Source organism: Micromonospora sp. WMMD558, assembly GCF_049315255.1.
GTDB lineage: Bacteria > Actinomycetota > Actinomycetes > Mycobacteriales > Micromonosporaceae > Micromonospora.
This window is the reverse complement of sequence record NZ_CP186061.1, coordinates 1,451,963-1,469,465: the sequence shown is the minus strand read 5'-3', so window position 1 is coordinate 1,469,465 and position 17,503 is coordinate 1,451,963. Positions and strand designations below refer to the sequence as shown.

Genomic DNA, 17,503 nt, shown 5'->3' with positions numbered 1-17,503 from the left:
CGACCGGCAGCAGTCCTCATGACTGTGAGCCTCGCGATTCGTCACGTCGGTTCGACGGGTAGCCACAGCTCGCAGGTCGCGGTGCTGAAGTCGTCCGCGCGCTCCAGGACCGCAACGATCGAGGGACCCGGCCGCAGACGCCACGGGTTGGAGGGGAACCATTCGGTCGCAGTCGCGGCCCAGGTCGTCTGCAGGGCCTGCGGATGGGGCCCGGCGGTGCGGAAGACGGCCCACATGCCGGCCGGCACCTCGATGACGTCGAGATCGTCGGGGGCCGGGCTGTCCCGGTCGACGGCGACCCCGTGCAGGTAGGTCAGCTCGCTGCCCTCGGTGCCGTCCGGGTCGAGGTCGTCGCTGACCTGCAGCAGGCCTCCCGGCTCGGCGTCACCGAGGGCCTTCAGCCGGACGTGCTCCTCCGGCGGCAGTGCGGTGATGTGCCGCTGGATGTGCGGGTTGACGCCATGGTGGATCAGCGGAACCCGCGCTGCGTGTCCGACGAGCCGGAACGCGGGGCGGTCGACGATACGGGTGTCCATGGCAGTGCTCCCTTCGACGGTCAGGCGGAACCTGAGCTGCGACTGTGTGCGAAGGGGGCCTCCGTCGCGGCGAACGTCACCGGGGCCGGCGCCGTGGACCGCCCGGAACGCACGGCCGAACGCCTCGGTCGAGCCGTACCCGTGCCGGACGGCGATGCTCAACAGGTCGTCCTCGCCCCGGACGACGTCGGCAGCGGCGACGGTCATGCGGCGCCGACGCACGTACTCCGACAACGGCATGCCGGCCAGCGACGAGAACATCCGGCGCAGGTGGTACTCGGTCGTGCCGAGCGCGGTGGCGAATCCGTTGACGTCGAACTCTTCGGTGAGGTGCTTCTCGACCAGGTCGACAAGCCGGTTGAGTGCCGAGATCACGAGGCCTCCCTTCGCCGTCAAGCCTGGTTGAACGACCCCGGGCCGCGCCCGACCGCTGCGGTCCGATCCGATCACACGCCTGGCTGCATGAGTCGGATCTTCCGGTCGAGGATCCGCACCTCGTCCTGCCCTCCGTCAACCGGGGGGTCGAAGCGGTACGTGAACACGTGGCAACGCGACGGGGTCCGGAGGATCGGCCGGACCCCGTCGGGGTCGCGACCGGCATCAACTGGCCGGACGCCCTCGCCGGTGGTGCGCTGATGGACCTGCTCAACGGCCCGCTGATGCTCACGCCGGGCACGGCCACCGACCTCGGTCTCGACGCTCTCCACCTGCTCGGTCAGTCCGCCGGATCCACCCGGGAGGTGCTGATCTCCGGCGGAGCAGGGGTGGTGACCGATCGGCAGCGCGACCAGGCCCGGTACTGGATCAGCGGGCCGCTCGGCGCAGGGTTCGTCAACAACCCGACCGGCCTCGCAGCGGCGCGGGTCTGCGCGCGGCGGGCACGCAGACCGCTCAGCCTCGTACCGCCGAGGAGGCGGCCGAGGCCGCCAGGACGGCGCGGGTGGGCCTCGACGCCCTGCGCTGATCGCTTCATCAGAGAGGAAGGGCCCGGCCGTGGTGCGGCCGGGCCCTTCCTCGTCGGAGACTCCTCGTTGGTCGGGCGACGGCTAGGGTGTGATCATGCGGATCGGCATCGTGATCCTTCCGGACCAGCGTTGGTCGGAGGCCGCGCGTCGCTGGCGGCGGGCCGACCAGTGGGGCTTCGACCACGCGTGGACGTACGACCACCTCGGCTGGCGGGACCTGGTCGACGGGCCGTGGTTCGACTCGATGAGCACGCTGACCGCCGCGGCGACCGTGACCAGCCGGATCCGCCTGGGCACCCTGGTCGCCTCGCCGAACTTCCGACACCCGGCCGCCTTCGCCCGCCAGGTCACCGCCCTCGACGACGTGTCCGCCGGGCGGGTCCTGCTCGGCCTCGGCGCGGGCGGTATCGGGTTCGACTCGGCCGTGCTGGGCGGGCAGACCCTGCCGCCGCGTCAGCGGGTGGACCGGTTCACCGAATTCGTCGAGCTGCTCGACCTGGTGCTGCGCGAGGACGGTACGACGTGGCACGGCGACTGGTTCGCCGCGGTCGACGCCCGCAACAATCCCGGCTGCGTGCAGACCCCGCGGGTGCCGTTCGTGGTCGCCGCCAACGGTCCCCGCTCGATGCGGCTGGTCGCCCGCTTCGGCCAGGGTTGGGTCACCACCGGCTCGGGCGGTGACGACCTGGACACCTGGTGGGGCGGCGTGGCTGACCTGGCCGCCCGGATGGACAAGGTTCTCGCGGCGGCCGGCCGTGACCCGGCCACGCTCGACCGGTATCTGTCGCTGGATGCCGCGCCGGTGTTCTCGCTGCGCAGCGCCGACTTCTTCGCTGAGCAGGTGGACCGCGCCGCAGCGCTCGGCTTTACGGACGTGATCACCCACTGGCCCCGGGAGAGCAGCTGGTATGCGGGGGAGGAAGCCGTCTTGGTGGACGTGGCCACGCGCCTCCTACCCGAGCTGCGCGGTGCGACTGCGTGAACGCGCCGTTACGTGCCGAGGTCGCCGGTGGTGATGCCGCCGTGCCCGGCGGAGACCAGCCGGAAGCGGACGCACACGATCGCGGTGTCGTCGTCGACGGGCGTGCCGGCCCGGGCCCAGAAGCGCTGGTGACCGGCCCGCCACTCCTCGAGCGACGCGTCACCCTCTCCCTCCGAGCGGGCGAAATCCCAGGAGACCTGGGCGAAGCGGACCACCTCGACACCGGTGACCTGCACGACGGCGACCAGCCCGTCGTGGTCGTCGACGAGCGCCAGCCGCTCACCGACGTGCTCCAGTTCCTCGCCCTCGCGCTCGTACTCGCTGAGCAGCCCGGCGGTAGCCTGCTTCACTCCGGCGAGCACGAGCGTGTTCAGGTACGTCCGCAGCTCTCCGGGCGTGCCGAGGTCGAGCGTGCGCAGTCCACCGATGCGAGGCCACATCCTGCCGAGGCTACCGGCGGCCGCCGCCCCAAGCCGGGCCGGTGCGACGGTACGGTGACGGATCCGCGAGCACAAGGCGAACATGGCGGATCGGCGGGTAGCGCTCATCCGGGTCGGGGCTACGACACGTGGTACGCGCTCCCTGGCCGCGGAGCGCGGCTGCCCGCCGTCTGGCTGACGTCGTTGCTGCACCGTCCCGAGGTGGTCGACGCCCTCGATCGGGCCACCGCGCCCTTCCTGCTGGTCGGCGGCACCGCCGACTCGTCCTGGACACGGTCCACTCGCCCGCCCGGCTCACCCCGTACGTGGTCGAGATCGCCGACGCCGACCACTCCCTGATCGTGCCGGGGCCGTTGGCCCGCTCCGCCGAGGCGCTCGGACGGGTCTGCACCGCCCTTGAGGACTTCCTGGCCGGACGGGCGCTCGCGCACTGACGACGCCATCCGCCAGAGGTGCTGGAGCAACACCCGCCCCGACAACGCGACGGGGCCCGGCCGATCGGCCGGGCCCCGCTGCTGTAGCCGGTGTCAGCGATGCTTTTCGGCGAACCGCTTCGCGGCAGCCTCCGCGGCCGCCTTGAAGTCCGCCACCGTACGCGGAGTATCGGCCGCAGCCGCTCCCCGCTTGGCGGTGACGTCCTGGGCGCCGGTGGTGGCGCGCCGCACGTCCGTCGGGTTGCCGGCGGTGCTGAAGCCGGCGGGACCGCTGATGGTCAGGCCGAGGCCGTCCCGCTGGATGTCGTTGAGCACAGCGGAACCACCGAACATGATGCCGGTGTGGATGGAGCCGGCGTGCTCGTCGCCGACCTCCCACATGTAGTAGCCGACCTGCGCGCCGTTGCCGGGGGCCAGCACCAGCGGGGCGTCGAGCGACGCCATCAGGGCGCCACCCGAGAGCGCGTCCGGCCAGTTGCCGCCGGTCGCCACGCCGAGGTGTTTGTAGCCGCCGAAGAAGACCCACGCGACCAGCGCGGCCGTCTCGTAGCGATCGGTGCCGACCAACGACGCCGGCAGGTAGGCCTGGGTCGCCAGGTCGGCGGAGCCGCCAACGCTGAAGATTCCGGTGCTGTCCGGCAGTGCGTCGAGGTAGGACTTCGTCGCCGGGGTGAGGCCGCCGCCCTTGGTCAGCACCACGACGGCGGAGACGCCCTTGCCGGGCAGGTTCTGCGCACCGGCGGCGGCACCGGCGGCGAGCGCGTCCGGGAAGTTGGCGCCGGTCGCCGCGAGCACCATGTCGGGCGTCGGGTCGATGGCGTTCGCGATGGAGATCGAGGTGGCGTAGCGGTCGGCACCGGAGAGCCGTACGGTCGGGAAGCCCAGCGCCTTCACCTGGTTCTCGACGGCGGTCGAGAGCGCGCCCGTCCCGCCGAGCAGGTAGACCGTGCGGCCAGGCGCGAGGACCCGGGTGAGCTCGGCGGCCGTCGCCGGGTGCAGCCCCGCCGGCTTGGTCATGAGCAGCGGGCCGTTCTTGGCGGCGGCGAGCGCCGACCCACCGAGCGCGTCCGCGAAGTTGTCCGACCGGGACAGGACCACGGCGTTGGCCTTGGCCCGCGCGTCGGAGGCGTTGCTGTGGGTCGCCCAGTGCGACTGGGAGATCGCCGTGGCGGTGGTGAACCGCTCCGACCCGGCGAGCCGGACCACCCGGTCCTTCTTGGCGGGCCGGTAGTCCGGCACCCCGGAGAGGCCATTGACGACGGTCGGGGTGGCGCCGGCGGTGGTCGGCGCGGTCGCGATGGCCGAGCCCTGCGCGAAGGCGACCTGCGTGCCGTCGGCGTTGAGCACAGGGTCCGACTTGGCGGATCCGCCGGAGGTCACCTGGACCTCGGTGCCGCCGGCCGCGTTGGCGGTCCACACCTGGCCGCCGCGGATGAAGGCGACCTTCTGGCCGTTCGCGGAGATGGTCGGGCTGGCCGCGTCCGTGGCGATCAGCGTGAAGTTGCTGCCGTCCAGGAAGCCAATCTCGGGCGTGCCGCTCGGGTTGCCGCCAGCGTCGCTCTGCCGCTGCACGACGATCCGCTGGCCGCCGTTCGTGTCGGGCTCCAGGTAGTGCTTGCCGTCGTTCGGCGAGCGCCGGACGGACCCCCAGTCCTGGCCGGCAAGGGCTTCCTGGATCTGCCACTGGCCTCCGGCGGCCCGCTCGGCCCAGATCACGGTGGAGCCGTCACCCACCCACTCCGGGGTGGCGCGCTCGACCCCGTCGAAGTTCTGGTCGATCGGGTAGACGATCGCGGCCCCGGCCAGCGGGGACTTGCCGATCGTCGCGACGTCGCCCTGGTCGTTGATGAAGACCGCGCGACTGCCGTCGGGCGACCAGGCCGCGTCCGAGATGGTGTAGCCATCCTCGGAGACGATCGGGGCGCCGCTGGTGGTAGCGATGGTGAACGTGCCGTTGCTCGAGGTGAGGACACCGCTCGGGCCGTGGGTCGCGTATGCGGCGTTCGCGCCGCCGAACAGCGTGGTGGCGCCGATGGCCAGCAGCGTGGCGCACGCTGCCGAACGGCGCGACAGGGAGGATCGAAGCAAGGAAGCTCCTCGAGATCGATTCGCGCCGCAGCTATGGGATCGGGGGCCGGAGAACGGCCGGGGCGGCGCCGCTTCACTGTAGAGGACGTGGGCCAGCCCGCGCTGTCCCACGTCGCGGAACCGGCCAAGACCGACCTGCGGGCGCCGCGAGGCCGGGCCGTGGACTCCCGCCCAGCTCAAGCGTCGAGTCTCTCAGCTCGCCAGGTCGGCGCCGGCGACCAGACCCCGGACGCGCAGCTCGCTGGCGACCTCCGGCGGGCAGTCGACCACCACCGCCGAGGTGCCCAGGGTTTCCGCGCCCCGCGCCGCACAGATGTCGTAGAGGGTGCGGACCTGCGCGCCCGTGGCCACCCAGTCGTCCACCACCAGCACCCGGTCGTCCCGTCCCAGGTGCCGCTCCCGGACGGCCAGGTCGACCCGCCGGCCGCGGAAGTCCGGCGGGCTCTGTGCCCAGGTGAGCGGACCGGCGGGCAGGCGGCCGTCGCCCGGTTTGTGTGCCGGTAGGAAGCCCACGCCGAGCGCGGTCGCGGCGAGGGGTCCGAGCAGGAACCCGGTGACCGCCGGCGAGACGACGACCGTCGGCCGGGCGGCCCGGAACGGCTCCACGAGCGCCGGACCGAGGGCGGCGAGCAGGTCCGCGTCGCGCCACCAGCCGGACACGTCACTGACCAGGTGCGTGGAGCCCGGCCCGGGGTCGATCCAGCGACAGCGGGCGATGAGGCGGTCGCGCAGGTCGGTAGCCACCTCACCATCCTGCCGGAGGCCGGACGGTCCGCCCGGGAGATCCGGCATCGGCTGATCGACCGATCAGGAGAGTTCGTTCGGATTGAACCTTGCCGTGCGACGGCTGATTCCGCGCCCAGTCCTGCTCCACGGGTCGGTACGCGAGCCCGCCTCACTCTAGGGTCCTCCACGATCCGAGCGACTGAGGGGGACAGTCATGTCTGACGAGCTGAATCCGGACGGAGTCTCGCGACGCCGGGTGCTCCGCAACGGGGCGGTCATCGCGGCCGCCGTGCCACCGATGCTCATGGTGGATCCCGGCACCGCGTCGGCCCAGCAGGCCCAGGCGGTCACGATCGACCCCCAGCAGCGGTTCATCCGGCTGGTCGGCGGCGGCAACGGTGTCATCTACGCCATCCAGGCCGACGGCGGCCTGCTGTGGTACCGGCACCTGGGGTGGCAGACCGGGACGGCGACCTGGGCAAGCGGCTCCGGCCGGCGGATCGGCTCGGGCTGGCACGAGTACCGGGCGGTGTTCGGTGGCACCAATGGGTCCCTGTACGGCGTACGGGCCGACGGGACGGTCCACCTCCACCGGTATGCGCTCACCGACTCGCTCTCCGGTGCCGGATCGTGGATCGAGGAGGGCGAGGTCGGCCGGGGCTTCGACCGCTACCCACGGTTGGCCGGCTTCAACGGCAGTATCTACGGCCAGGACAACAAGGGCCGGCTGTACTGGCACCACTACGTCCCGGCGCTGCGGAGATGGGCAGCCGCGGGGCAGTACCTCGGCAGCGGTTTCCAGGGCGGCGTACTCCAGGCGGACGAATTCAACGTCATCTACGCCTACCGCTACGGCAACCTCCACTGGTACCGCCACCTGGGCGGCCCGCGGTGGGCGACCGGTTCCGGTTTCCAGTTCGGTAGCGGGTTCCGCGACATGGCCTACAACGACGGTCTGTGGTTCGCCGGCCAGGGCATCCTGTACGCCGTTCCCCCGAACCCGCCTACCGGCACCCAGACCGGCACCCTTCTCCAGTACCGCGTGTTGAACTACCGGTCCGTTGGTCCGGACAACCGGGTGGTCTGGGCCAACAAGGGAGTGGCGTCGAAGGTGGGGCGCGGCTGGACCATGCAGAGCCAGGCCGCGCTCCAGGGCTACCCCAACACCCCGAGCGTCAAGCAGGGGGAGACGGTCCGGGTGGCGGTGTCGACGGGCTTTACGTCGCTCACCGCGTCTCTGGTCCGCCTGGCGCCGAACACCGGCGAACCGACGGTCATGACGGGCCCGATCCCGGTCGCCGGAGGCATCCAGCAGCTTCCACCCGGGTTCGTCAAAGCGGGTTGCGGCTGGGCGGACCGGATCACCCAGCAGATTCCCGGCACCTGGAAGCCGGGTCTCTACGCGGCCCGCCTTGAGGGGCCGCACCGGCTCCGCCGGTACGTGCCGTTCGTCGTCCGCCCGGCTCAGGTGACCAACCCGATCGCGGTCCTGCTGCCCACCTTCACCTACAACGCGTACAACACCTGGGGCGGACACAGCCAGTACTGCAAGGACCTGGCCGGTCGCCGTCCGTTCACCACCCGCCGGCCGTCGTCGGAGTGGAACGTCGACGACCCGGCGATGCGCGACCACACGCTCTTCTCGGACCTGATGCTGCTGCGCTGGTTGACCCGGCAGAGCCTCGAGTACGACTGCTACGAGGACATGGACCTGCACGCTTCCGGAGCGTGGCTGACGCAGTACCGGGTCCTCGTGCTGGCCAGCCACCCGGAGTACTGGTCCGACGCGATGCGCCAGAACCTGGTCAACTACCAGGCCGGCGGTGGCCGGATCGTCTATGCCGGCGGCAACGGCCTGTACGAGCGGGTGCAGGTCGACGCCAGCCGCACTGTGGTGACATATCGCAAGTCGGACGGGCTGCGCGACGTCTACACGGCGCTGGGACTGCCCGCCTCCCAGCTGGTCGGTGTCAACTACTCGAACCACAGCACGTACGCCTCATACAAGGTCGTGCGCGACCACGAACTCCTCGCCGGCACGGGCCTGAAGGTGGGGAGCACCTTCGGTCGCGACGGCTACAACGGCGCGGCGAGCGGCTGGGAGACCGACGCGATGGTCGGCCTGGCCGGCGAGGCGACCGAGAGCCAGGTGATCGCCCGTGGGCAGAACCCGGGCGGCGGCGCGGCCATGGTGTTCATCGAGAAGCCGAACGGCGCGTTGGTCTTCAGCGCATCCTCGATCTCCTTCGTTGCGGCGCTCGACAGCGATCCGGCGATGTCGACCCTCTTCCGCAACGTCTTCGACCGGATGCTGGAGCCCGGCCCGGCGGTCAGGGCCACGACGGCGCCGATGGAGCGCACCCGACCCGCGCCGGCGGTCCCGGAGCCGATGCACCTCGACTGATCACAGCCGGCTGGCGGGCCGGAAGGAACACCTCGGTCCGCCAGCCGCCGCCGGGACCCGCCGGCCTCCGCCTCGGCGTTGTTTCCGCAGCTCACGGGTTGGCTGAGCGGTCCAGTCGGGGTCGGATGATCGGCTACACGTTCCACCGCAATTCCGACCATACCTTCATGATCACGTTGACTTCGGAAGTGCTTCTCTCGTTACGGTCCGACCCGGTTTGTTCCGATGGCGAAAGGACCGGGCTGGTGGCTGGCAGGCACTCGCGTCCCCGGAGGTTCTCCTCCCCGACCGGCATCGCGGCCACCGCCGCGCTCGGTGTGCTCCTCGCGGTCGGAGGCACCGTCGGCGCCGTGCAGTTGACCGCCGGCGCGGAGACCGAGCGTCCGGCCGCCGTCGACCTGGCGCCCACCGGCGTGGCGACCAGCGCCGACCCCGGCTCGCCGTCCGCGTCGCCGAGCACCAGCGCCTCCCCGAGCCCGACCGCGAGCCCGAAGGTCACCCGTTCGGCGCAGGCCCCGTCGCGGAGCAAGCCGCGCACCGCCACGCCGAAGCCGACCGCCACGAAGAAGACCAGCACCGCCCGTCCGGTCGTGGACACCGGCTCCTGCGGCGCCTCCTTCTACTCGGAGGGGCAGCTCACGGCCAACGGCGAGACGTTCGACCCGTCGGCGATGACCGCCGCGCACAAGACCCTGCCGTTCGACACGAAGGTGCGGGTCACCAACCCGGCGACCGGCAGGTCGGTGACTGTCCGGATCAACGACCGCGGCCCGTTCATCGAGGGCCGGTGCCTGGACCTGTCCCGCGCGGCGTTCGCGGCGATCGCCTCCCTGGACGCGGGCCACGTCGAGGTCCGGTACGAGGTGCTGGGCTGAGCGGGTGCGGCACGGCGATCGGGCCGGTGGCGGGGACCGCCCGGCCAGATCCACCTCGGACGTCGGGCCAGGTTCATTCACCGTTTCACGTCGATCAGGCATGCTGTCCCTCGTACGCACGCACGCCTTCCAGTCGGGCCGCGGCCCACTGAGCCCCGGATCCCGCGCCGGCCTCGGCGCGGCCCTCGGCCTGCTCGCGCTCGTGTCCGCCGTGGAGTTGGCGGACGGCCGGGGTGCGAACTACATCGCCCTCATGGTCGCCGCGCCCTTCCTGGCCGCGGCCCTGGCCTCGTGGCGGGTCGTGCTGGGCGTGGGCGGGGCCGCAAGTGTCCTCGGCGCGAGTTTCGCGCTGGGCGAGCAGACCGTCTCGCTCTCCACCGCCGTCGCGGTCGCGGGGATCGCCCTGGGCACGGCGCTCGCCGCGGCCACGGCGTCGGTGCGGCAGCGACAGGCCGAGCAGATCGCGGAGCTGTCGAAGCTCGCCGCGGTGGCCCAGCAGGCGGTGCTCCGTCCGCTCGGCCCGCAGGTGGGGTCCCTCGCGGTCGCCGCCCGCTACATCTCGTCCACCGCCACCGCGGAGATCGGCGGGGACCTGTACGAGGCGCTCGACACCCCGTACGGCGTACGCATGATCATCGGCGACGTCCGGGGCAAGGGCCTGGACGCGGTCCGACTGGCGAGCATCGTCCTGGGGTCGTACCGGCACGTGGCGTACGAGCGGGCCGACCTGCGGGCCGTCGTCGCCGACCTGGACCGGGCGGTGGCCCGCAGCGTGGGCGACGAGGACTTCGTCACCGCCGCCCTGGTCGAGGAGCGGGGCGGCACGCTGACGATCGTCAACTGCGGGCACCCGCCGCCGCTGCTGCTGCGCCACGGCGCGGTCATTCCCCTCGAACCGCCGGCCCCGGCGCCGCCGCTGGGGTTCATGCCGGTGGTCCGGCCGCGGGTCGAGCGGCTGGAACCGGGTGACCGGCTGTTGCTGTTCACCGACGGGCTGGGCGAGGCCAGGAGGGACGGGGAGTTCTTCCCGACCGCCGACCGGGCCTGGCGGCTCCTCGGTCACGGGACGGTCGCCGACGGGCTTGCGTCCCTGGAGACGGCGTTGGTGGAGTGGGTCCACGGCCGGCTCGACGACGACATCGCGCTGGTGCTGATGGAGTACACGGGCGCCCGCAGCGGGGTGACCGCTGCCGTGCCGAGCTGGGAGGTCGGCGCGGCCGAGGGCTGAGTTGCCGTGGCGTTTCCACCCCGTTGCGGTCCGCGCCGGCGCACCTGAACGGAAGGTGTGTAATGGTCGTCACTTCGTCGATCGGCTTGTCGCTGCCTACCCGCGAGTAATACAGTCGGGGTTACTGATCGGTAACACACCTGTCCGGAAGCGGGGCCAGCGAGCATGACCCACTACAAGAGCAACCTTCGGGACCTCGAGTTCAACCTGTTCGAGGTCTTCGGGGCGGACCGGACGTTCGGCCAGGCGCCGTACACGGAGCTGGACGTCGACACCGCCCGCAGCTTCCTCTCCGAGGTCGACCGCCTGGCCCGCGAGGACCTCGCGGCCAGCTACACGGACAGCGACCGGAACCCGCCGGTGTTCGACCCGGCGACGCACACCGCGCCGCTGCCCGAGTCGTTCAAGAAGTCGTACAAGGCCTTCATGGACTCCGAGTTCTGGCGGCTGGACCTGCCCGAGGTGCTGGACGGTTCCAACGCCCCGCGCGCGCTCTGGTGGTCCCTCGCCGAGTTGGTGCTCGGCGCCAACGCCCCGATCTGGATGTACGCGTCCGGCCCGTCCTTCGCCCACGTCCTGCACGTCGAGGGCACCGAGCAGCAGAAGAAGTGGGCCAAGCTCTTCATCGACAAGCAGTGGGGCTCGACGATGGTGCTGACCGAGCCGGACGCCGGCTCGGACGTCGGCGCCGGCCGCACCCGCGCCATCCAGCAGCCGGACGGCTCCTGGCACATCGAGGGTGTCAAGCGCTTCATCACCTCGGGTGAGCACGACCTCTCCGACAACATCGTCCACTACGTGCTGGCCCGCCCGGTCGGCGTCGAGGGCGTGGGCGGCCCGGGCACCAAGGGGCTCTCGCTCTTCGTCGTCCCGAAGTACCACTTCGACGAGGAGACCGGCGAGCTGGGCGAGCGCAACGGCGTCTTCGCCACCAACGTCGAGCACAAGATGGGCCTGAAGGTCTCGAACACCTGCGAGGTGACCTTCGGCGAGCACGGCGTTCCGGCCAAGGGCTGGCTGCTGGGCGAGAAGCACGACGGCATCCGGCAGATGTTCATGATCATCGAGTATGCCCGGATGATGGTCGGCACGAAGGCGATCGCCACGCTCTCCACCGGTTACCTGAACGCACTCGAGTACGCCAAGAACCGGGTGCAGGGCGCCGACCTGACCCAGATGGCCGACAAGACCGCGCCGCGGGTGACCATCACCCACCACCCGGACGTGCGCCGCTCGCTGCTGCTGCAGAAGTCGTACGCCGAGGGTCTGCGCGCGCTGGTCTGCTACACGGCCACCTGGCAGGACAAGGTCGCCATCGCGGAGACGGCCGGCGACGAGAAGGCCACCAAGCTGGCCAAGCGGGTCAACGACCTGCTGCTGCCGCTGGTGAAGGGCGTCGGCTCGGAGCGGGCGTACGAGCTGCTCGGCCACGAGTCGCTCCAGACCTTCGGCGGTTCCGGCTTCCTTCAGGACTACCCGCTGGAGCAGTACGTCCGGGACGCCAAGATCGACACCCTGTACGAGGGCACCACCGCGATCCAGAGCCTCGACCTGCTCTTCCGGAAGATCGTCCGGGACAACGGCAAGGCGCTGATGGCGGTCGCCGGCGAGATCCAGGAGTTCATCGCCACCGAGGGCGGCAACGGCCAGCTCAAGGAGGAGCGGCAGGCGCTGGGCAAGGCGCTCGCCGAGATCCAGACCATCCTGGGCGTGATGACCGGCTGGCTGGGCGAGGCGCAGGGCGGGGACACCCGCGCCCTGTACAAGGTCGGCCTCAGCAGCCGCCGGTTCCTGCTGGCGGTGGGTGACCTGGTCGTGGGCTGGCTGCTCCAGAAGCAGGCCGACGTCGCCCTGAAGGGGCTCGCCGGCGAGGTGTCCGCGTCCGACAAGGCGTTCTACACCGGCAAGGTGGCCGCTGCCCGGTTCTTCGCCCGCGAGGTGCTGCCGCGCATCGGCGCGGACCGGCGGATCATCGAGAACGCCGACCTGGACGTCATGGACCTCCCGGAGGAGGCGTTCTAAGTACGCCGTACCGCTCAGCGGTGTGGTGAGCCCGGGCCTGATCCGGGAGTGAGCTGGTCACGACGGCCGGCGGGTGTCGACCCGCCGGCCGTCGTGTTTCGTTCCCTCAGCGCGGCCCGGGGCCACGACCCCGTCGGTGGTCCCGCGGACGCCGAGCTCGGGCGGGGCTGCTACCTCCCTTTGCTCTGCTTCAACGGACGCAACGCTCCGGTGCCGGAACCTGTGCGTGGGTTGAAGCAGAGCAAAGGGGCCGAAGGGCGATGGTCGTCCGGGCCGACGGCGGCCCATGATTTCGGGTGTTGTGCGGGTAGCCGCAGCTCACGACGGGTATCCACCGCGGACCACGGCAGAGAACGCCCAGAGCCACCGCACGGGGGAGTGCAGCGCACATGGGCATTGGTAGCGGCATCTTCCTGATCGCCGTCGGAGCGATCCTCACCTTCGCCATCCGGGCCAACGTCTGGTGGCTCGACCTACGCGCGGTCGGCTGGGTGTTCATCCTGGCCGGGCTCGCCGTCCTGCTCACCACGCTCTGGTTCTGGCAGGACCGTCGCAAGCGGGCACGAACGCTGATCGTGGAGGAGAACCGGCTGTCGCACCCCACCGCGATGATGCCGCCGCCTCCCGACCCGCCGCCGCCCACCGCGCCGCCGTCCTGACCCCGCGACGACACACGCCCCGAGCCGCGCACCGACCGGTGCGCGGCTCCGGCGTGGTTCGTCAACCCCGTGCCGTGTGCCGCGCGGTGATGACGCTTCCCGCCCGGCCCAGCTCCGCCCACTCGGCCGCCGTCCGATGCACCGCGATGTCGCTGGTGCGTAGCCCGTCCTGGTCCGCCCGATCCGGGTCGAGCAGCGCCGACAGAAGCGAGATGCCGGGATTGTGGGCAACGAGCAGCACCGTTCGGGCATTCGGATCCACTCGCCGCACCAACGCCAGCAGGTCCTCCGGGTGCGCCTCGTACGCGTCCGCCGCATAGTGGACGGCGGGCGCCGGCCCGGCGGACCCGCCCTCGGGCGGCGTCCCGGTCATGCCCAACGCCACAGCGTGCCAGGTCTCGCGGGTGCGCCGCGCCGCCGAGCAGATCACCACGTCGGGCAGGAGCGCGTGCTTGGCGAGCCACGCGCCGGCCGCCGCCGCGTCCGCCCGCCCCCGCGCCGCCAGCGGACGCTCCACGTCCGGTCCGTCGTCGGGCGGCTCCGCCTTCGAGTGCCGGAGCAGCACCAGCGTGCGGGCCTGGGCGTACGGGTCCGTCATGTCCCCAAGCTTGCCCGATTGGCGATCTCACCGCCTGGGTAAGTCGATGGCTGCCGCAACCTCACCGATGGCCGCGGCGACCGGAACGCCAGGTGACAGCCGAGGAGGCGACGACATGGGCATTGGTGGCAGTATCTTCCTGATCGCGCTGGGCGCGATCTTCGCGTTCGCCGTCGAGGCGAACCTGGGGTGGCTCGACCTGGCCGTGGTCGGCTGGGTGCTGATGCTCGCCGGTGTGGCGGGCCTGCTGGTCACCCTCTACTTCTGGAACTCCCGCCGCCGCACGGTGGTCGCCCGGCCGGTCCGCGAGGAGCGCGTCGTGGCCGACCCCGTCGTGCCGGCGCAGGACCGGGTCGTGCAGGAGTACCGCGAGGTGCGCCGGCCGGGCCCGACGGTCTGACGGCTGTTAAGAAGGGCCCCTTCCTCTACCGGAGGCGTTAAGGAGGGGCCCTTCCTTCGCGTCAGACGAAGAGGGCGAAGTAGATCGCGATGTGGTGACAGATCGCGGCCACCAGCGTGCAGGCGTGGAAGAACTCGTGGTGGCCGAAGACCGTCGGCCAGGGGTTGGGCCGCCGCAGCGCGTAGAAGACGGCACCGACGCTGTAGATGGCGCCACCGACGATCAGCAGGACCAGGGCGGTCACGCCACCGACTCGGAGGATGTCCGGCAGCATCGCCACCGAGACCCAGCCGAGCGCGAGGTAGAGCGGCGCCGAGACCCAGCGTGGGGCGTGCGGCCAGACGAGCTTGAGCGCGACACCGCCGAGAGCCCCACCCCACACCAGCGAGAGCATCACCGTCGCGGGCCGCGGCTCCAGCAGGAGGACGCAGAAGGGCGTGTACGTCCCGGCGATGAACACGAAGATCATCGAGTGGTCCATCCGGCGCATGATCTGGTAGCCCCGCTCGGACCACACCCGACGGTGGTAGAGGGCGCTGGTGCCGAAGAGGCCGCAGACCGTGAGGCTGTAGACGAGGCAGCTGACCAGCGGCGACCAGCCGGGCCGGGCGGCCGCGACGGAGCAGAGCACGATGCCGCAGACGAGTGCGACGAAGAACGCGTACGTGTGGAGCCAGCCGCGCATCCGCGGCTTGCCGATGTCGACCGGCTTGAGGCGAAGCGGTGCGGAGGTGGTCACGCCAACAGGTTACGACACCGTAGGTTACTTGTAAGTAGTGCGCCCGGTCACGGCCGATGAACGCGTGCCGGGGAAACGGCGACGCGGTGCCGTCCGGAAGGATGGCGGGATGCGGATCCGACCGGTCGGGGCCCACGCCCTGCTGCTCGACTGCGCCGGCGGGACCGACCCGGCTGCCGGGGACGACATGACCGGCCCGGGTGGAGCCGTCGCGGCGCGGGTGGAGGCGTGGCGGGCCGAGCTGTGGCGCCGCCGGGAGCGCGGTGAGCTGCACGCCGTCGAGATCGTCCCGGCCGCGACCACCGTGCTGCTCGACGGCGTACGCGACCCGGAGCGCACCGCCGCGCTCGTCGCCGGGTGGACCCCGGCACCGGCCGCCACCGCCACCGCCACCGCCGCGGTCGACGTGCCCGTGACGTACGACGGGGAGGATCTGCCCACCGTCGCCGGCCACTGGCGGGTCGACGTGCCGGCCGTCGTACGGCGACTCACCACCACGGAGTTCCGGGTGGCCTTCTGCGGCTTCGCCCCCGGGTTCGCGTACCTCACCGGCCTCCCCGCCGCGCTGGCCGTGCCCCGGCTGCCGAGTCCCCGCCCCCGGGTGCCCGCCGGCTCGGTCGCCCTGGCCGGCCCGTACGCCGGGATCTACCCGAGCGCATCACCCGGCGGCTGGCTGCTCGTCGGGCGCACCGACCTGCCCCTGTTCGACGTGCACGCCGAGCCGCCGGCCCGGCTCGGCCCCGGCACCCGCGTCCGGCTGGTGCCCGCGTGACCGCCCCGACCGGCGGGCCCGCCGGCACCGTCGAAGTGCTGCGGGCCGGTGCCCTCACCACCGTGCAGGACCTCGGCCGGCCCGGCTGGGCGCACCTCGGCGTGCCGCGCTCCGGCGCCCTCGACCCGGCCGCCCTCCGGCTGGCCAACCGCCTGGTCGGCAACCCCGAGCCCACCGCCGGCCTGGAGATCACCCTGACCGGGTGCGCGCTGCGGTTCACCCGCGCCACCACCGTGGCGGTGACGGGGGCGGACACCGACGTGCGGGTCGGCGCCCGCCCCGGTGACGTCGGACGGCCGCTCGCCGTACCGGCCGGCGGGGTCGTCCGGGTCGGTCCACCCCGCACCGGCGTGCGGTCGTGGCTGGCCGTCGCGGGCGGGATCGGCGTCGAGCCGGTGCTCGGCAGCCGCGCCACGGACACGCTCTCCGGGCTGGGCCCGCCCCCGCTGCGGGACGGCGACCGGCTCCCCCTCGGTACGCCGGCCGGCCCGCCCGCCCCGGTGGACGTCACCGTCCCCGCGCCCCCCTCGGCCGAGCTGCGGTTGACGCTGCGCCTCGGCCCGCGCGACAACTGGTTCACGCCGCTCGCGCTCGACCGGCTGTTCGGCACCGCGTACACCGTCTCGCCGGTGAGCAACCGGGTCGGCGCGCGACTGACCGGCGCTGCCCTGCCCCGCGCGGTGGCCGGGGAACTGCCCAGCGAGGGCCTGGTGCTCGGCGCGGTGCAGGTGCCGGCGGACGGCCAGCCACTGGTGTTCCTCGCCGACCACCCGACGACCGGCGGATACCCGGTCATCGGGGTGGTGGCCGACGTGACCCCGCTCGCGCAGGCCCGGCCAGGGACTACGGTGACGTTCCATGGACCTCAACGCTGACCTCGGTGAGGGCTTCGGCATCTGGCGGCTCGGCGACGACGCGGCGCTGCTGGACCTGGTCACCTCCGCCAACGTCGCCTGCGGCTTCCACGCCGGGGACGCCCCCACGATGCGCCGGGTGTGCGCCGGCGCGGCCGAGCGCGGGGTCGCGGTTGGCGCGCAGGTCGGCTACCGGGACCTCGCCGGCTTCGGGCGGCGGCACATCGCCTACGACTTCGTCGAGCTGCGGGACGAGATCCTCTACCAGCTCGGTGCCCTGGACGCGTTCTGCCGGATCGTCGGCACCCGGGTGCGCTACCTCAAGCCGCACGGCGCCCTCTACCACGCCGCGGCCTGTGCCGAGTCGCAGGCGGCGGCGCTGGTCGCCGCGGTCGGCGAGTACGACGACCAGCTGCCGCTGCTCTGCCCGTCCGGCTCGGTGCTCGCCCAGCTGGCCACCGGTGCCGGGCTGCGGGTGGTCGCCGAGGGCTTCGCCGACCGGGGCTACCTGCCGAACGGGCAGCTCGTGCCCCGGGGCACCCCGAACGCCCTCGTCACCGACCCGGAGCAGATGGCGCAGCGGGCGGTCCGGATGGCCACCGAGCGGAGCGTGGTCGCGGTGGACGGCACGGTGATTCCCTGCCCGGTCGAGTCGATCTGCCTGCACGGCGACACACCGGGCTCGGTGCGCTGCGCCGAACTGGTCCGCGCCGCCCTCGTCGACGCGGGGGTTCCGCTCACCCCGTTCACGTGAAAGGAAGGGCCCCTTCTACAACGCCTC

At 72.1% G+C, this 17,503-nt stretch carries 17 protein-coding genes and 1 pseudogene; 12 read left to right on the top strand and 6 right to left on the bottom strand.

Annotated elements, in window-relative coordinates; genetic code table 11:
- Nucleotides 1–41: 41 nt before the first annotated feature.
- Nucleotides 42–911, bottom strand: coding sequence for an AraC family transcriptional regulator (locus tag ACN26Y_RS07125; protein ID WP_155329514.1), 870 nt, complete (start codon nt 909–911; stop codon nt 42–44).
- Between ACN26Y_RS07125 and ACN26Y_RS07120 the strand changes: the two are divergent.
- Together ACN26Y_RS07120 and ACN26Y_RS07115 are read left to right on the top strand one after the other, a co-directional pair.
- A pseudogene (locus ACN26Y_RS07120) lies at nt 899–1,300 on the top strand (cell wall-binding repeat-containing protein); the annotation flags it as partial. The gene ACN26Y_RS07125 and the pseudogene ACN26Y_RS07120 overlap by 13 nt on opposite strands.
- 289 nt (nt 1,301–1,589) lie before the next feature.
- A complete protein-coding gene (locus ACN26Y_RS07115; RefSeq protein WP_155329513.1) occupies nt 1,590–2,483 on the top strand; it encodes an LLM class flavin-dependent oxidoreductase in 894 nt (297 codons plus the stop codon).
- 8 nt (nt 2,484–2,491) lie between these two features.
- On the opposite strand, the gene ACN26Y_RS07110 is transcribed toward ACN26Y_RS07115, so the two are convergent.
- Entirely contained in the window at nt 2,492–2,923 is a 432-nt protein-coding gene (locus tag ACN26Y_RS07110; protein WP_155329512.1) for an ASCH domain-containing protein, read from the bottom strand.
- A 305-nt stretch (nt 2,924–3,228) separates the two neighbouring features.
- Here ACN26Y_RS07110 and ACN26Y_RS07105 point away from each other — a divergent pair, with 305 nt between their 5' ends.
- Nucleotides 3,229–3,357: a hypothetical protein gene (locus ACN26Y_RS07105; RefSeq protein WP_255456162.1), complete on the top strand. Its 129-nt coding sequence runs from the start codon at nt 3,229–3,231 to the stop codon at nt 3,355–3,357.
- A gap of 93 nt (nt 3,358–3,450) precedes the next feature.
- On the opposite strand, the gene ACN26Y_RS07100 is transcribed toward ACN26Y_RS07105, so the two are convergent.
- Nucleotides 3,451–5,445: a cell wall-binding repeat-containing protein gene (locus ACN26Y_RS07100; protein WP_196255798.1), complete on the bottom strand. Its 1,995-nt coding sequence runs from the start codon at nt 5,443–5,445 to the stop codon at nt 3,451–3,453.
- A 192-nt stretch (nt 5,446–5,637) separates the two neighbouring features.
- Nucleotides 5,638–6,237 (bottom strand): phosphoribosyltransferase, encoded by a 600-nt coding sequence (locus ACN26Y_RS07095; protein ID WP_370463306.1) that lies wholly within the window; start codon nt 6,235–6,237, stop codon nt 5,638–5,640.
- A 148-nt stretch (nt 6,238–6,385) separates the two neighbouring features.
- Between ACN26Y_RS07095 and ACN26Y_RS07090 the strand changes: the two genes are divergently transcribed.
- The 5 genes from ACN26Y_RS07090 (at nt 6,386) to ACN26Y_RS07070 (ending at nt 13,359) form a co-directional block, all read left to right on the top strand.
- A complete protein-coding gene (locus tag ACN26Y_RS07090; protein ID WP_422734503.1) occupies nt 6,386–8,575 on the top strand; it encodes a N,N-dimethylformamidase beta subunit family domain-containing protein in 2,190 nt (729 codons plus the stop codon).
- Between the two features lie 245 nt (nt 8,576–8,820).
- Entirely contained in the window at nt 8,821–9,450 is a 630-nt protein-coding gene (locus tag ACN26Y_RS07085) for a septal ring lytic transglycosylase RlpA family protein (RefSeq protein ID WP_422734502.1), read from the top strand.
- Nucleotides 9,451–9,550: 100 nt separating this feature from the next.
- Nucleotides 9,551–10,678: a PP2C family protein-serine/threonine phosphatase gene (locus ACN26Y_RS07080; protein WP_422734501.1), complete on the top strand. Its 1,128-nt coding sequence runs from the start codon at nt 9,551–9,553 to the stop codon at nt 10,676–10,678.
- A gap of 165 nt (nt 10,679–10,843) precedes the next feature.
- Entirely contained in the window at nt 10,844–12,700 is a 1,857-nt protein-coding gene (locus ACN26Y_RS07075) for an acyl-CoA dehydrogenase (protein ID WP_155329507.1), read from the top strand.
- Nucleotides 12,701–13,089: 389 nt separating this feature from the next.
- Nucleotides 13,090–13,359: a DUF6458 family protein gene (locus tag ACN26Y_RS07070; RefSeq protein ID WP_155329506.1), complete on the top strand. Its 270-nt coding sequence runs from the start codon at nt 13,090–13,092 to the stop codon at nt 13,357–13,359.
- Between the two features lie 61 nt (nt 13,360–13,420).
- On the opposite strand, the gene ACN26Y_RS07065 is transcribed toward ACN26Y_RS07070, so the two are convergent.
- Nucleotides 13,421–13,957, bottom strand: coding sequence for a SixA phosphatase family protein (locus ACN26Y_RS07065; protein WP_155329505.1), 537 nt, complete (start codon nt 13,955–13,957; stop codon nt 13,421–13,423).
- 115 nt (nt 13,958–14,072) lie between these two features.
- Between ACN26Y_RS07065 and ACN26Y_RS07060 the strand changes: the two genes are divergently transcribed.
- A complete protein-coding gene (locus tag ACN26Y_RS07060) occupies nt 14,073–14,357 on the top strand; it encodes a DUF6458 family protein (protein ID WP_155329504.1) in 285 nt (94 codons plus the stop codon).
- Nucleotides 14,358–14,418: 61 nt separating this feature from the next.
- On the opposite strand, the gene trhA is transcribed toward ACN26Y_RS07060, so the two are convergent.
- Entirely contained in the window at nt 14,419–15,096 is a 678-nt protein-coding gene (trhA, locus tag ACN26Y_RS07055; RefSeq protein WP_155329503.1) for a PAQR family membrane homeostasis protein TrhA, read from the bottom strand.
- 109 nt (nt 15,097–15,205) lie between these two features.
- Between trhA and ACN26Y_RS07050 the strand changes: the two genes are divergently transcribed.
- From ACN26Y_RS07050 to ACN26Y_RS07040, 3 genes are read left to right on the top strand one after another with little or no spacing between them, the layout of a single operon-like run.
- Nucleotides 15,206–15,868, top strand: coding sequence for a 5-oxoprolinase subunit B family protein (locus tag ACN26Y_RS07050; RefSeq protein WP_422734500.1), 663 nt, complete (start codon nt 15,206–15,208; stop codon nt 15,866–15,868).
- Entirely contained in the window at nt 15,865–16,743 is an 879-nt protein-coding gene (locus tag ACN26Y_RS07045; protein ID WP_422734499.1) for a biotin-dependent carboxyltransferase family protein, read from the top strand. The genes ACN26Y_RS07050 and ACN26Y_RS07045 overlap by 4 nt, the downstream gene beginning before the upstream one ends.
- On the top strand, nt 16,727–17,476 hold the full coding sequence (locus ACN26Y_RS07040) for a LamB/YcsF family protein (RefSeq protein WP_155329500.1): 750 nt from the start codon (nt 16,727–16,729) through the stop codon (nt 17,474–17,476). The genes ACN26Y_RS07045 and ACN26Y_RS07040 overlap by 17 nt, the downstream gene beginning before the upstream one ends.
- Nucleotides 17,477–17,503: the final 27 nt, after the last annotated feature.

Excerpts from the sequence above, each read along its gene's own strand:
- ACN26Y_RS07070 (WP_155329506.1), top strand. The coding sequence starts at position 13,090 with ATGGGCATTGGTAGCGGCATCTTCCTGATCGCCGTCGGAGCGATCCTC.
- ACN26Y_RS07040 (WP_155329500.1), top strand. The coding sequence starts at position 16,727 with ATGGACCTCAACGCTGACCTCGGTGAGGGCTTCGGCATCTGGCGGCTC.
- ACN26Y_RS07095 (WP_370463306.1), bottom strand. The coding sequence starts at position 6,237 with ATGCCGGATCTCCCGGGCGGACCGTCCGGCCTCCGGCAGGATGGTGAG.
- ACN26Y_RS07090 (WP_422734503.1), top strand. The coding sequence starts at position 6,386 with ATGTCTGACGAGCTGAATCCGGACGGAGTCTCGCGACGCCGGGTGCTC.
- ACN26Y_RS07110 (WP_155329512.1), bottom strand. The coding sequence starts at position 2,923 with ATGTGGCCTCGCATCGGTGGACTGCGCACGCTCGACCTCGGCACGCCC.
- ACN26Y_RS07060 (WP_155329504.1), top strand. The coding sequence starts at position 14,073 with ATGGGCATTGGTGGCAGTATCTTCCTGATCGCGCTGGGCGCGATCTTC.
- ACN26Y_RS07050 (WP_422734500.1), top strand. The coding sequence starts at position 15,206 with ATGCGGATCCGACCGGTCGGGGCCCACGCCCTGCTGCTCGACTGCGCC.
- ACN26Y_RS07075 (WP_155329507.1), top strand. The coding sequence starts at position 10,844 with ATGACCCACTACAAGAGCAACCTTCGGGACCTCGAGTTCAACCTGTTC.
- ACN26Y_RS07065 (WP_155329505.1), bottom strand. The coding sequence starts at position 13,957 with ATGACGGACCCGTACGCCCAGGCCCGCACGCTGGTGCTGCTCCGGCAC.
- ACN26Y_RS07080 (WP_422734501.1), top strand. The coding sequence starts at position 9,551 with ATGCTGTCCCTCGTACGCACGCACGCCTTCCAGTCGGGCCGCGGCCCA.